Genomic DNA, 15,360 nt, shown 5'->3' with positions numbered 1-15,360 from the left:
AGTATTGATCGGAAAAATAATGGCTAGTAGGGGGTAATGTCATTTTTCCGAATCATGATTAGGGGGAGAAATGATGTTAACAAAGAGATGGTGGCAGTTAGGAATTGGTTTGCTAGTCGGATTAGTTAGTCTAAGCTGGGGACGAACGGGTTCGGCTAACACAGTCGGTTTTGAGGTCGCACCGGTGGCTTCCAAATATCAAATCGATAAGGCTGTTTCATACTATGATTTGAAACTAAAGTCTAGCCAAACAACCACTTTGGCAGTGAAAGTGACGAACACAAGTACCCATGAAATCACCGTGCATACGGCAATTGTACCGGCGACAACTAATCCCAATGGGGTGGTTGAGTATCAGGCAACGGCTGATGGCAAGAACATTGATTTGCCAGCTGATGCTAGTCAACTGATTACGACGGCGGCGAATAAGATTACCCTTGCTAAGGGAACCAGTAAGATCGTGACTTTTAAGGTGAAAATGCCGGCTCAGAAGTATGATGGTGTTGTCGTTGGTGGACTGAGTTTCTTAAAAAAGGCCGCCAAACAACAGAGTAAGAGCGCAATGGCGATTAAGAATCAATACGCTTACTCAGTGGCGGTCGTATTGCATGGTGACCACGCGCTCACCAAGAACAAGTTGACATTGGGTAAGATTGATGCGACGCAAAATAACGGGTATAACCAAATTAGTTTACCCCTACAAAATCGAACGGCCGCTTTCTTGAATCAAGTCAAAACTGATGTCCAAATCTATCGTCGTGGTAGTAACAAAGTGCGCTACAAGCAGGTCAATGAACATGGTCAGATGGCACCTAATTCAGTTTATGCCTTACCGTTACGGGTTGGCCGGGATGCGTTGAAACCCGGCCAATATACCGCTAAGTTGGCCGTGAAGTCCAAAAAGCAACATTGGACGTTCACCAAAGATTTTGAAATCACGCGTGATCGTGCGAACCAACTCAACAAAACCGCCGTGATTGAACATCATACTAACTGGGGGTTGTGGATCAGCCTCGGTCTGCTAGTCATCTTGTTGTTACTGATTGCTTGGTACATTCATCGCAAGCAGCTAAAGATCAAGCGATTAGAAGAACGGCTTAAAGATAAATCATAAATTCATAGCCATTAGTACTGTTATAAACGGACTCGGTCAGGTTGGCCGAGTCTTTTTTGTGGGTTCGGTGGCAATGAATACAAATTTACCTTTGCTAACTTACTCATTATCTTTTTGCAGGCAATGCGCAGCGGCTTGTTTCTAAGTATAATGAAAGTGTAGTTAACTTAAAGGATGTGAATGAAGATGAAGTATGAATGGCGTAAACAAGAAAAAACAACCTATGCTACTAAGAAGCAACCCCAACTGTTGACGATTCCAGCCCAAACTTTTATGAGTATCCATGGAACGGGGAATCCCAATGGCCCAGAGTTTCAGACGCACCTGCAAACGTTATATCCAGCTGCTTATGGGCTCAAGCATGCGTATAAGCAGTATGCGCAAACACAGGCGTGTGAATTTGATGATTACGTTGTTTTTCCGCTTGAAGGGGTCTGGTCATTGACGATTAAGGGACAGCAACTTGACCATCTTGACAAAGATGAGTTCAGTTATGACATTATGATTCGGGTCCCAGACTTTGTTCCCAATGAACTGATTGCACCGGCTTTGGCAGCGGTTAAAGCTAAGAAACAACTGCCAACTGAACAAATTAACGTGCAGCAGTTCGACGCAATGCAAGTGGCACAGATTCTGCACCTGGGTGCTTATGACGATGAACCCGCGAGTTTTGCCAAGATAGATGAACTGGTCGCCAATCAGGGGATGCATCGTACTAGCAAGATTCATCGAGAAATTTATTTATCCGATGCACGGCGGGTGACACCTGATAAACTGAAAACCATTCTCCGATATCGAGTGGCGTCGAATTAATGCGAAAACTTTTGACTGGCATTGGGCGTGAAGCACGAATATAATTTAATTATATTTTAACTCATATAAAATTATAATTAAGGGGTGCTGATAGTATGACGCAAATAGAGATTAGTGATCGGCTGAAAGCTTTATTGGTTGCGAAGGGCTTTGATAAGAAGCAATTGGTTTTGGTGACGGATGATGGTGGTGGCAAGTACTCTTTGCACGGGGGTGCTTGCAGTATTGGAACTAAATTTACGATAATCGTACTTGACCAGCCGGACCCCGAATACAACGTAACGGTGGTGAATGATCAAGGCCTCGCGCTTTGGACCTCCACATACGATCTCATTTTCTTTAACGATGGTATTAAGATGGATTACGATCAGGGGCGGATCGCTATTAAGGACAATGCTCATATGCTGGACAATGCCGTTCAAATCGCTAAAGGAGCGGAAGTTTTAGCTGCTTTTGAACAGGGCGTCCCAGCCGATAACCTAACTTGTTAATTGCGATATGAAGAAGGCATAATAATGAAGTCAGTTATTTTTGACGATTTTGGTAGTCCCGATGTATTGCGCATTGCTGACGTGCAACGGCCGGTGGCGACAACTGCGACCGTCTTAGTGAAGGTCATGGCGGTGGCCGTTAATCATGTTGATACGTTTGTTCGGAGTGGGGCGTTTAAGACGGCCCTGGCAGCACCACACGTGGCGGGACGTGATTTAGTCGGTGAGGTCGTAGCCAGTTCGCAACCGGACTTTCAAATCGGCGACCAAGTCTGGACGAACTCAATGGGCTATGAAGGCCGAATGGGCGCAACGGCCGAGTATGTGGCGGTGCCAACTGATCGCTTGTATCACGTTCCTGATGGCGTGGCGCCCATGCCACTCGTCGCGGCGGTCCATTCAGCTGCAACAGCCGCCATCGTACTTAACGACGTCATGGAAATTCGTCGCGGCCAGACACTCCTAATTGAAGGTGCCGCGGGCAACGTTGGCCGCAAGCTGATTCAACTTGCGCATCAAATGGGCGTGACGGTTGTGATAACCGCATCACCACGAGATTTTGCACGGTGTCAGCAGCTAGGTAGTACCGCCTGTTATGATTATCACGCGGGGTTTGCGGACCAGTTAACGACGGATCAGTGGACTTTTGACCATGTGATTGATACCTCGGGACGCGTACCACTGGCGATTAATTTAGCGTTATTACGATTAGGTGGTCAGGTGACATTGATTACGGCACCGCAGGATAACCAATTTGAGTTCCCTGTTCGCCAGTTTTACATGTCTCAACAACGAATCACTGGTTTTGTGATTAGCCATGCAACGGTTGACCAGTTAGCACAAGCGGCCAGTCGTTTAAACCGAGCTTTTAGCGCCGGACTGCTATTGGATGATCAGGTCAGCCAGCGATATTTTAAGGATGCCGCTCAGTGTCACGCTCAATTGGAAGCAGGCACGGATCATCACCAGCGCTTTGTGTTATTACCGAGTTGATTCAGCATAACGATTGAAAGCCTGATTAATTAATCAGTAATACTATGTCAACAATAGTATTGTAATTTTGGTGATTTAAAGTGATTACTTGGCAGGAGGACTGGACAGTCGGCTCCCGCGCGTCTAAAGTTGCGACCAATATTATCTGTGAAAGGACCGGCGTGCTAACAATCCGAAAGGTGATCGATACGGCGATCTTTACTAATGTTAATGGCATTCCTCCGTGGTAATACGCAGACTTGAAAAGAATATCGATGACGAAAGTCCAACACTTGTCAGCAAGGGTTGGACTTTTTGTGGTGCAGCACCAGAAGCAATGGCAGAAAAATAATTAATTTACTACCTATACTAGATTGTTGATATGAATTTATTTATTCGGATAGCCATCGATTGTTGGTGAACGGCTTTAAAGGAAGTTCGCCTAATTATCTCAAGCAACCCACGCTTGATAACGGTTACACGAACAATCCGGGTTTGTAAATATAGTTAACGTTATACATTATTAGCGCTGTTACTGACCAACCAATATAATGAAAATGTGGTCAAAGGAGTCGGCATTTAAATTAATTAATCAATCGTACAAGGTTATTGGGGGAGGTCACAAGTGATTTAGTGCCAGTAATTTATGAATTGTTATGAGAGCAATCATTGTTGATAATGACCACCGTTCTTAGTTGATGAAAGCTAAACAAGCGCTGGTAAATGAAAAAGGGGGATTTATACCATGAAGCCAATGTTAGGACACTTATTAATGGCAGGAACTTTATTATTAGCGGGTAGTACACCGATTGTTGCCAATGCTGCAGAAAATCGTAGTGGGAATACGGATATCAAAGCGGAATTTACGAAGAGTACGTCCACGGTGACGCCAGTTGATCCATCAAATCCTGATGTGCCAAGTACTGATGGCGATGGTGACAACGGGGCGGCAGCAGGTGGCGACCTGTCGCTGATTTTTGTGTCTAAATCGTTAGGATACGGGACGCATGAGCTGGACGTTTTAAATGATCAACAATATAAGGTTGACCCAACTAGTTCATATACTTTGCTATGGCAGGATAAGATGGTTGTAGAAGTTTCTGATGTTCGGGGAACCAATGCCGGCTGGAAATTAACGGTTACCGGCTCCAATTTAACAGGAACGGATGGTACGGCTGCAAAGGGCGCAACGCTCAGTTTACCAAAAGGTGACGTGGTCAACAGCGGCTCGGAGGCCAATGGTGCGGTTGCCACGGCTTCCGAAGTTGCTTTAAATGGTACGGTGGGATCAAGTGCCGTCTTAAATGCCGATAAGGGCGGTGGTTCTGGGGTAACTGTTAGTCGCTTAGATCCAAAGGCGTTGACACTGAATATTAAGGCTAATACGGTTAAGGCGCAGGCCTATAGTGCTAACCTGAATTGGACATTGAGTGATTTACCAACAAATTAAGCGTCATCGGGGCGAACGGCGCCCCAAGTACATATGTGAGTAATGGGGGCGAGAAGATGCAATTATTGAAGCGAATCATGGTCATTGTGGGAACGTTAATTTTAGGCCTGCAAGTTAGCAGCGTTAGTGGATTGGCAGCCAGTAGCGCAAGTAGCAGTAGCGGTAAAACCACGCAAAGCAATGACATCGGGTTTAGCGTGGCCGCGAAGATTCCGAATAATCAGATTGATCAACATAATTCCTATTTTGATTTAAAAATGACGCGTGGCCGACAGCAACAGATTCAGACGACGATTTATAACGTCACCAACGCTGACATCAAGGTTCGAACGGCGATTCATACGGCTTATACGAACGGCAATGGCATTATCGAGTACGTGACACCAACTAAAAGTTACGATCCTTCTTTGAAGTATCGAATGGACCAAATCACTAAAATACAGGGACCAACGACCATCACGATACCCGCAAACGGGTCGAAAGTGGTAACGGCGACGGTCACGATGCCTAAGCAAGCGGTGAACGGTGTGATTTTAGGCGGTTGGTATTTTAAACGGGTCGCCAATAAAGTCACCGGAAGTGTTAAGGGTTCCATGAATATTGCCAATCAGTATTCGTATGTGATTGGACTGAAATATACTGCTGGTATAGTGCCACAACCACAATTGAAGCTCGATACGATTACGGCGGGCATGCAGAATTATCGGCGAGGGGTGTTTCCACAATTACGCAACGTTACTGCGGTGATCGTCCCAAAACTAACGATTACGGCTAGGTTAACGAGTAAGAATAGTGGCAAGGTCATCAAGAACTTTACACAGAAGAATGTGCAATTAGCACCTAACTCAGTTTATAAAGTACCAATTTTGACAGGGACCAATCGTTTGCAGGCTGGTTCGTATCATGTCCGGCTAGTTGCTAAAAATACCGATCATCGATGGGTGTTTGATAAAGATTTTGTCATCAGTACGGCCGCGGCAGATAAGTATAATCAGGCTTCCGTTGATAATTCGGGAATGAGCGTTGGCTGGTTTATTCTATTCGGAGCGTTAGGCATGTTAATTATTGGATTAATCGGTCTATTAATCTTTTTCTGGATCAAAAAGCGGCGGCGTGCTTAGTTCGGTCAGTGAAATGGGGGAAGGACCATGCCGAATAAATGGTGGCGATTAATATTAGGGGTAATGCTCGTGCTGAGCTGGGCAATACCAGTGCGGGCGGCAACACACGGTCGCACTGAGATCAGTGTGGGGTTTTATGAGACTAAGTATAGTGCTGACCGGATTATTCCCGCCCGTGTGATTCCTGATGGTGGTCACCCGTACGTTATTAGACCAGCTGACCCGGGTACCCAGGGTCAGAGAAATCAGTCAGAGCGCAAGCCAATCCGCCGACAACTAATTATCGATGGCTGGTTGCGTGGGCAATCACGCAATGGTCAACAATTGCCCCAAACGAGTGAGCGGCTTGTCATTGGCAGTATCCTTGGTGGGATGGGGTTGTTAGCTAGTGTTTTAGCAGGCGCGTTGTACCGAATATTAAAACGGCAAGATGGGGGTGAACGGAATGCGTAACAGACGAGTAAAATGGTTACTAATTCTTGTATTCGGTATACTCGGCTTGCTGAATTTGCTGCCCTTAGAGGGTAACGCCGCGACTTTGACGAGCAAGATGACGGACGTGAAAGCTAATGCTGCTTTTCAGGCCGTACCGGGTGGTAATTCGGTTGGTAGTAATGTTGATAACGGTTTGCAAGCGTATCCAGCATTGGGCAATGTGTCCGCTAACTATGCGGATAATGGTCGAATTACGAGGCAGACGACCCAAATTACAATGACGATGACGGGTTCGATTACCTTAAAATCTAGTAACTCGATGTCAAAAGCTTATTTTGATATTATGGCTGGTCCGGCAAGTGGGAGCTACACCGGGGCGACATTAGTTACGGCTACACCTACTAGTCTTGGCAGTGGCAATTCGATTATGATTAGTTCTTCAAAACAGACGCAGACGTTATCGGTCAATTTTCAAAATATTAAAAGTGAGTTGCCAATCTATATTGGCTTCCGAATCACAGTGAATGGTGAGGAAGGTACCTATCAGCTGGGGCGTTTCAACGCGCAGACATTATCTCCTAAAATTACGGGGACACTTTATTCGACTGATACGACGATCAAAGGAACCGGGACACCCGGCAATACGATCAGTAGTAATGTTAATAGTGTGACGACGACGGTCGGAAGCGATGGAACGTACACGCTGAATCTTGGGACTGCACTCGGTACTTTAAGTAACGTCACCGTCACTGAGGTCGATGAGATTACCGGTGATAAGGGGACGGCGACCGCAGCGGTGACCCTCAAAAAACTAAATATTACTAGTTCAAAGACGGCAGTCGATCTATATCCTGGTGACTTAGATTCACTGACAAGTGATAGCGCGGTCGTCGCCTGGTTAGTTAAGCAAGCTGGCATCGTTGCGACAAATCCGGATAGTGCGACTGACACAATTACTTACGCGGCCGACGAGACTAGTTTAGCGAGCAAGTTGAGTAGTTTAGCTGTTGGTAGCAGCACCACGATCAATATTTATGGGAAAGGCAGTTCTGGGCTGAAGTCGGATGCTAAGGCAATTACTGTGACGATGCGGGATGGAACGTTGAGTTTGGGCACATTACCAGCAAGTTTGACGTTTGGCACCCTGACGATTCCGTTTAAAGAAACACTATATCAGCCGACAAATGCTTGGAACATCACTGTTAATGACACACGGAAGACCGGTTCACAGTGGTACTTACGGGCGACAGCAACTGCCATGAAATCCAGTACGCGGACCATGAGTGGCAACCTGATTTATCTGAACGCGGGGAACAAACAGGTGCTGACGAATACTTCGGTAACAGTCAGTTCTGGCAAGAAAATCGCGGGTACGACGAGCACTAATGCTGCAAGTGGTTGGTCGAGCAGTCAGGGTATTTTATTGGATGTCCAACCTAGTGTGCAAATTGACAGTTACAGTGGGACGATTAATTGGACCTTACAGGATACACCTTAAAAATTAATATAAGTGGTTAAAAGATATTGCAAAAGTATGTCGATTTGCAATGTCTTTTTTATGAATAATTAATAATAAGATTGTAAGGGCTTTGTTATAGTTTAATGCAAATTTATGTTTACAATATAGAGTAAAGGGTTTAATGAAGCCGTATTTCTGATATAGTAAAGTGAACTAACAAATGTATTAATATGATGAGGTGGTTGGCGTGTCAGCAGTACTTTTAGCGCTGTCGTTGATTTCTGGCGGTTATGAAATGTTGTTTTTAATGATTGGTTTTAGAGAATATGTCACTTGGCGGATTGCCATCATTTGGCTAAGTCTGGTTATCATTACGATGAGCCTGGGGGAAGTGGCTTCAAACTTATGGCCCCAAGTCCCCCTGGCTTATTTTTGGATCATCCCGATTGTTTGTGTGACCACCTTTATGAGTTCTCGGTTGTTGTACACCCAGTGGATTTTAATGTTACCGGTGGCAATCTTTTTGAATGCGCTTAAGCGATTAGTAGGGGCAATCATGGGTGTCATTGCCAAGGCCGTAGCCCAATCTGCATCGCCAATGTTATTACGGCAAGCTATAGGTCTACATTCGACAGCGGATATTAATCTCTTTTTAGCGTCGATTATGATGCTGCCGGTCATTATTATTTTAGGGATGTTAGCGCATCGCTGGTTAGTACAAGTGTCGGCCGCCGATTTCTTGCAACGGGCGCGTGTTAATATTAGCGATTACTTATTAGTTATTTTGTTTTTTGCTATTTACATTATTGCGTATGTTTTTGCGATGGAATGGTCAGTCAATGCGCAAACGTATATGGCAATTGCGGCTATCGTGACGTTTGGCATTATCGGGTCGTATTTAATTAGTAATAAAAACAGTCACTTGAATGATGCGCAGCTATTGCTACAAGTCTCAAATTACAACGAATTATTAAGCCACCATAACCGTGATTTACATTTGTTTAAACATGATTATGAGAATATTCTTTTGAGCATGTCGGCATTTATTCAGAACAATGATATGGCCGGCTTAAAGCGTTATTTTACAACGGAAGTAATGCCTGCCAGAGTAACCCTTAATCGTCAGTCGGGACTGAGTGATTTGAGTCGCTTGGATATGCCGACGGTCAGTGGTCTAATTTATGCAAAATATGAGGCAGCCAACGGTCAGAACGTTCATTTAGTGGTGACAATCTTAGAGAAAGTCACGTTAGCGGATATTCCACAGATAAAAGTAGTGCGGATTTTGGGTAATTTGCTGGATAATGCGACGGATGCTGCTGCCCGAGCGAATCATCAAGTGGCGCTAACTGTTAAAAATCGGGATGCTCACACAACGGTATTTTCGATTACAAATCAAATTCCAACGCATGAAGCGGTAGATTTATCAGTTATCAAGAAAAGTCGATTTACAACTAAACCAGGACATTTGGGTTATGGATTGAGTAGTATTGAACAATTAACTACAGATCAATTAGTTGTTAATTATTGTATTGAAGAGGGCAACTTTATTGCAGAGCTCATTATCAAACATTAAACTATGATTATGAATCGAAAGGATCTGAATTTGGTGGCATTACTAACAACATTACCTAATATTGGGCCAACATTAGCCAAACAATTGCAAGCCGTTGCGATTACGACACCCGAACAGCTAAAGTCAACGGGTAGCAAAGTCGCTTTTACTGCCATAAAAAAGGCCAACCCCCACGCTTGTATTCAATTATTGTATTCGTTACAAGGCGCAATTGAGAATTGCGCTTACCCACAGTTATCACCGGCAACTCGCGAAGATTTAAAACAATTTTTTAGATCATTGCTATAACTCATGAATGGCAATGTGAGCGCTGGTCGGAGAATTTAACGATAAGCTTTTAGATAATTAAGACCATACTTTTTTCACTTTATGTGAATTGGTTAACATAAAAATGATTGCTTTAAAGCGGTTATCCCAGATTACGAGGGATAACCGCTTTTGTGTATTGATTGTTAAATAAAAAATATTTGTTAGAATCATTAGTGTACAGCGGGATTAGTTAGCATTGTAAATTGTCAGATGGCAAATGTAAATAGTATTACTGCTAGACATCTGTTAAAATGAGCATTATTTTTGGGTTAACAAATTTTGACCAATAACGTAAAGGAGTTACAGATTATGGGGACAGAACTACAATTTGTACAATATTTACATCAAATGCGTGATTATAATGATCAGCACCCAACCACCAAGGGGCTGATCTTATTAGGTTACTTAGAACGAGATTTTATTCGATTTTACCGGGCCGGAAAGATTGAAGAAGGCATTCAATTTGCTAAGAAAAATCTGACCCGTTCGCGCGATTTATTAAATAAATTATCGAGTGAGGAAAAACAGCTGCAACTCAGTGCGCTGGTTGATGTCTTAGCTTTTGAGGGAATCCAAAATCATGCTGAGATTTATGAATTTGTTAAGCTACGTAATGATTATCACCGTTGGTTAGTTAAATTACCCGTGACGACGGAACGTTACCAGCCACTAGTTGTGCAGATTATTCGTGATTTTGCCGCAATTGCCAAACCGAACGCATTAGCTTATAACGCACATTTAGAGTCAACGCTCGATGTGATGTACTATACCAATGCTCACCTGCATGATCAATTATCGGTGAAAAAGGTATTGGCCCACGTCAATGCGCGGTGCAATCCTGAGTCAGTGCGGCGGTCGTTTAGTCAAGAGATGCATATGTCGATTCGTGATTACATCAATGCCAAGAAAATTCAGGAAGCTGAGCATATGTTGTTGGCAACGGATTTAACCATTCGAGCCATTGCTGCTGAACTCTGTTTCTACGATGCCGCCGATTTTTCAAAACGATTCAAGAAGGAGACCGGTCAAACGCCCTTAGAATTTCGACAACTTAATACACGAACTGATTAGTACTTGTATTTTTAAAGATAACCTTTTTCGCGTAAATACAAACCCCCGTTTTACTCGCATAAAAGCAGGTATACTATGTCTCAAAATTCAAAATATGTCGATATTTGACTAAAATTAACAGAGGCAAATTACTATGCGATATACACGGGGCAAATGGCGCGTAACCAATCCCAAGGTTTGGTTGTTTTCTAGTGTTTTAATTTTAGGTTGGAGAATTGTGCCGACAGTGGCTCAAGCAAGTGAAGCTGAGACGGTTACCATGTCGAGTCATTCGGTGCAGTTAGAAACGGATAGTCAAGACCAATTAACAGAAGTAGCACGGATTTCAAAAACTGCGGTAACTCGTGACCGCCACAGTGTGACCGCCCAGTCCAGCAAGTCAGCTGACAGGACTAGTTCGGAGCAATCTGCTACGACTGGCACTGTTGAGGCGGTCAGTCCAACGACTAGTGAAGCCCAACAGCGGTCAACACAGCAAGATAAAACAGCTGTTGAACAACAGGCAAGTGACTCAACAGCAGCTTCTGCGGGTGCCAGTACTAATCAGGCGTCAGCCGCAACAAGTTCTGATCAGGCGCCAGCAGCCAACTCAACTGGCACTCATCATGCGATTGATATGGCCAGTTCAGCTAGCGCACTAGGTGCTGACAGTGGGGCCCATTCTGAAAGTTTATCTGAGGCGCAACACTCAGGCGGTCAAGGTAAGACGATCGTTTCAGATTTATCGGGGACTGTTCATTCACAGTCATCAGTGAGTACCGTGACGACAACTACCCCTGTGAACTCAAATTCAAGCCGAGCTGTAGCGGCAACTGATCAAATGAGCAGCAGGGTTGAGAAAAGGGCATTGAATAAAACAAATGTCACTAAGTCAATAAACATATCAGTTGCAACAAAGCAACGGACAGTCACCGCTTCGTCGTTTTTGACAATAGTAAAGAACTTAGCCGATAAGAACTATCTTGATCAGTATACCAAACAGCATGGGCAAGCGGCTTTGATTGCTTTGATCCAAGATTGGTTGTCCACGTATCGAATTATTGCACTTACAGGAATTACGATTGTGAATAGTTCGTTTGATGGTAGTGTGGCTACGATTAGTGGTGGTCTGCACGTTATCAATACGGGGGCGACAATTCGTTCTGGCCAGGATGATGAATGGGAGACCATCATAAACGGTGGTTTGTCAGTGACAAACAATACAATCACGTTTACAACTACCAATGGATTGGTGGACCGTCCCGTAGCTAATCAGGATATGGATTTTACAAAGCCTCGGCCAACGGGAAATGGTGCAATCAAAGGTTTACCAAGCGTTACGGTTGATTCTTCGTTAATCAATGCGCAAGAATTTAGTCAAGCTCAGATCAATATTAGTGACTTTTATGATCAACTAGTTACTGCAGGGACTATTTTATCGGCAACTAATGGTGGCACGTTGAGTAAGATGCTGATTGGTGAGTCTGGAACTGCTGATTTGGGCTCTTATCAAGGACACCATTATTATGCCGTGAATATTGATTTGAATGACTGGCACAGTGGTATTCGGACCACTGGTTTTAATAATGATGATGTGGTTATTTATAACGTCGTCACGGCAGCACCAGCGTTAACCATTGGTGGCGGTTTTTCTAGTAGTACACCGAATCTAGTCTGGAACTTCAATCATGCCATGCGTATTCAGAATACCACGATGATAACTGGTAAAATCGTGGCACCACATGCTGTCTTTACAACTAATCAAAATGTTGATTCAGCGGCCGTTTTACAATATGGATATGGCGATGTTGACAGTGCTATTCGAGAGACGATTACGAGCCAAAACGAGCATAATTATGGTTTTGGTCAAGTGGTTACTGATGACCCGTTGGATTACTTAATTGCAGTGATTAAGTCGGATGGTACGAGCATTGATACTTTAGCTGGTTTTCGCCATCTACTAGCAACCGGGCAACTGAAGATCACGATTACAGATGCGGCTGGGACACGTTTATCAGGGTTGAATGCAGTTGATACACATATTGCGGGCCAGCATTGCTATCTAATCACTTACCAATTTGGCGATCAGACTGCAACGACTTGGTTGAACGTCCAACCATCGCATGAGCCCATAATACCTATCAGCCGGATACCGGAATATTCAGCGATAACGCGGACGATCAATTACCAAGATGAGCGAACTGGGGCGGTGCTTGCTGGCCCAGTTATACAAAATGTACGGGTCGTGCGATTTGCCATTTTTAATGCTAAAACTCATGAATTGCTCGGCTATGATACAAACGGCGACGGAATTGTTGATACTAGTGATGGGACAATTGCATGGCTGTTAGTACCGCCAACGGATCAAGATTGGGTACAGGTTGTCTCACCAGACTTATCTGCGCAGGGTTATCAAGCTCCTGATATTCCGGTAGTTGCGGGGCAAACAGTGATCATTAATGGTGGTGATAGAACGATGAATACAAATGTAATTGTCAAGTATCAGCAACAAACGCATATTGCAACGACGCAGCGAACGGTTACCCGGACGATTAACTATATCGATGGTGGAACACTGCAACCCATCGCGTCACTACATGCTGTTGTTCAAACGGTTAAGTATCAATTATTAGCTGTGGTTGCTCATGACGGAACGATACTTGGCTACGATACCAACGGGGACGGACAGATTGAGACACAATTGGCAGATGAAGCATGGTTGATTGTTGGTTCAGGGCCGTGGTTTGGCGCGGTTAAGTCGCCAGATCTGAGCCATGAGGGCTACGCAGCGCCGGACCTAAAAGTAGTGCCGGAGCAGATGGTTGCTGGGGTCGATGATAAAGATGTTACGATCAATGTTTATTACCGACTAGCAACTCAGGCCGTTACGGTGTATCAAAATAAACGGCGCGTTATCAGCTATATTGATCGACAGACCCATCAATCGATTGCCACGACCGTCCAGCAATTGGTTATTTACCAACGAACAGCAATTATTGAAAAAAAGACTGGCAAATGTTTAGGCTATGATTTAAACGGTGATGGATTAGTTGATACGAGTCAAGCTGATTATGCGTGGATTTTAGTTGGCAGTGGTCAATTTGCCGCGGTAACGTCACCAACGCTAGTCGTCCAAGGCTATACTGATCCGGACATAAGGACTGTAGCGGCTCAAACGGTCGCGATTACTGATCCGGACCTGATGACGACAATCGTGACTTATGACCATCGTATTATTACGGTAACACCAGGCAATCCTGCTCGACCAGGACAGCCAGTTGATCCTGACAATCCGAATATCTTGTTTCCAGATGAGTGTGGCGACACCGATTTAACGCACACCGTTACTAGAATCATTCACTATGTTTATGAGGATGGCACGACAGCCGCAGCCTCGGTCCTACAAACCGTCCAATTTCAACGCAATGCGATGATTGATTTAGTGACGGGCGAAGTGACATACCAAGAATGGGTACCAGTCTCGGTAACGGAAATGGCGGGCGTTATTTCACCAATTGTAGCGGGTGCCACGACCACATTAACAGAAGTGGCAGCCCAGCAGGTGAGTGTCACAACTGCCGATCAGGTTGTAGTGGTTACTTACAAGAAATCGGCAATCAAACCGGAAGAACCGGGTCAACCTGAGCAACCAAGTCAACCGGAAGAACCGGGTCAACCTGAGCAACCAAGTCAACCAGAAGAGCCGGGGCACCCTGAGCAACCAAGTCAACCGGAAGAACCGGGGCACCCTGAGCAACCAAGTCAACCAGAAGAACCGGGGCACCCTGAGCAACCAAGTCAACCGGAAGAACCGGGGCACCCTGAGCAACCAAGTCAACCAGAAGAGCCGGGGCAACACGAGCAACCGAGTCAACCGGAAGAACCGGGTCAATCCGAAAAACCAGGAGAACTGCAAAAACCGAGTCAGCCAGCTGATTCTGAGCAACCAGATGGATTAAGTGATCAAGCCAATTTGAGTCGTAATCAGGCTGAACAATCACGGACGTCACAGCCATCACAAGCAGAGTCAGATCAAAGCGTTGTGCAGACGAATCAGCAGAAAACAGCTGCGTCCGTTTCAGGTATTGGTTGGGTTAGTGCACCGGCGGTATCAAAACGTACCACTAAGCATCATCGGATGACGACCCTTCCCCAGACGGACGAGCAGAATACGCAATTATCACTCTTGGGGATGATTGGATTAGCATTGAGTTCAATTTTAGGTTGGCTGAAGATTAAGTCCCGCGATTAACAGTTGTGATATGATACCCGTTGTGAGTTGCGGATCTTTAGGAACCGGGATTGACGGGGTTAACGTTCCTTTGAGGGACAGCTAGTTTTGAATGATTAATATAGGCAATCACTGACGTTTCTTATTAAACGGTAGTGATTGCCTTTTATGATATCGTCGTTGGTACTTTTGATGCGGTCAGTTGACCGGTCGAAATGGCGACTAATAACTGAGCAAAGGAACGTACGCGGCACTTTTTGTAGTGACACTAAATGTCAGACATATGATAGTAGCAACTGGGTGGGGCGTTTAAAAAATTAAGGGTTATGCCTAAAAATA

General features: G+C 44.7%; 12 protein-coding genes. All 12 read left to right on the top strand.

Annotated elements, in window-relative coordinates:
* Positions 1–70: 70 nt before the first annotated feature.
* The 12 genes from MZO41_RS11885 (at position 71) to MZO41_RS11830 (ending at position 15,042) form a co-directional block, all read left to right on the top strand.
* Positions 71–1,114 (top strand): WxLIP family cell surface protein, encoded by a 1,044-nt coding sequence (locus MZO41_RS11885; protein ID WP_024002322.1) that lies wholly within the window; start codon positions 71–73, stop codon positions 1,112–1,114.
* A 180-nt stretch (positions 1,115–1,294) separates the two neighbouring features.
* Positions 1,295–1,927 (top strand): GyrI-like domain-containing protein, encoded by a 633-nt coding sequence (locus MZO41_RS11880; protein WP_013355923.1) that lies wholly within the window; start codon positions 1,295–1,297, stop codon positions 1,925–1,927.
* 95 nt (positions 1,928–2,022) lie between these two features.
* Positions 2,023–2,418: an iron-sulfur cluster biosynthesis family protein gene (locus MZO41_RS11875; protein ID WP_013355922.1), complete on the top strand. Its 396-nt coding sequence runs from the start codon at positions 2,023–2,025 to the stop codon at positions 2,416–2,418.
* A gap of 24 nt (positions 2,419–2,442) precedes the next feature.
* Entirely contained in the window at positions 2,443–3,411 is a 969-nt protein-coding gene (locus MZO41_RS11870) for a quinone oxidoreductase family protein (RefSeq protein WP_022638729.1), read from the top strand.
* Positions 3,412–4,135: 724 nt separating this feature from the next.
* The gene (locus tag MZO41_RS11865; protein WP_003642319.1) at positions 4,136–4,840 is read left to right on the top strand and encodes a WxL domain-containing protein; all 705 of its coding nucleotides are present in this window, start codon (positions 4,136–4,138) and stop codon (positions 4,838–4,840) included.
* 56 nt (positions 4,841–4,896) lie between these two features.
* The gene (locus MZO41_RS11860; protein ID WP_013355919.1) at positions 4,897–5,961 is read left to right on the top strand and encodes a WxLIP family cell surface protein; all 1,065 of its coding nucleotides are present in this window, start codon (positions 4,897–4,899) and stop codon (positions 5,959–5,961) included.
* A 27-nt stretch (positions 5,962–5,988) separates the two neighbouring features.
* Positions 5,989–6,414 (top strand): cell surface protein, encoded by a 426-nt coding sequence (locus MZO41_RS11855; RefSeq protein ID WP_011102025.1) that lies wholly within the window; start codon positions 5,989–5,991, stop codon positions 6,412–6,414.
* Entirely contained in the window at positions 6,407–7,894 is a 1,488-nt protein-coding gene (locus MZO41_RS11850) for a WxL domain-containing protein (protein WP_013355918.1), read from the top strand. Before MZO41_RS11855 ends, MZO41_RS11850 begins: the two co-directional genes overlap by 8 nt.
* Positions 7,895–8,102: 208 nt before the next feature.
* Complete coding sequence (locus MZO41_RS11845) at positions 8,103–9,431, top strand: sensor histidine kinase (RefSeq protein WP_015380918.1); 1,329 nt, start codon at positions 8,103–8,105, stop codon at positions 9,429–9,431.
* Between the two features lie 3 nt (positions 9,432–9,434).
* Positions 9,435–9,719: a TfoX/Sxy family protein gene (locus MZO41_RS11840; protein ID WP_003642314.1), complete on the top strand. Its 285-nt coding sequence runs from the start codon at positions 9,435–9,437 to the stop codon at positions 9,717–9,719.
* 330 nt (positions 9,720–10,049) lie between these two features.
* A complete protein-coding gene (locus MZO41_RS11835; RefSeq protein WP_003642312.1) occupies positions 10,050–10,811 on the top strand; it encodes a helix-turn-helix domain-containing protein in 762 nt (253 codons plus the stop codon).
* 133 nt (positions 10,812–10,944) lie between these two features.
* Positions 10,945–15,042, top strand: a complete 4,098-nt coding sequence (locus MZO41_RS11830; protein ID WP_013355917.1) for a mucin-binding protein — start codon at positions 10,945–10,947, stop codon at positions 15,040–15,042.
* Positions 15,043–15,360 lie beyond the last annotated feature (318 nt).

Source organism: Lactiplantibacillus sp. C232, assembly GCF_023806725.1.
GTDB lineage: Bacteria > Bacillota > Bacilli > Lactobacillales > Lactobacillaceae > Lactiplantibacillus > Lactiplantibacillus plantarum.
This window is presented reverse-complemented; position numbering and strand designations above follow the sequence as displayed.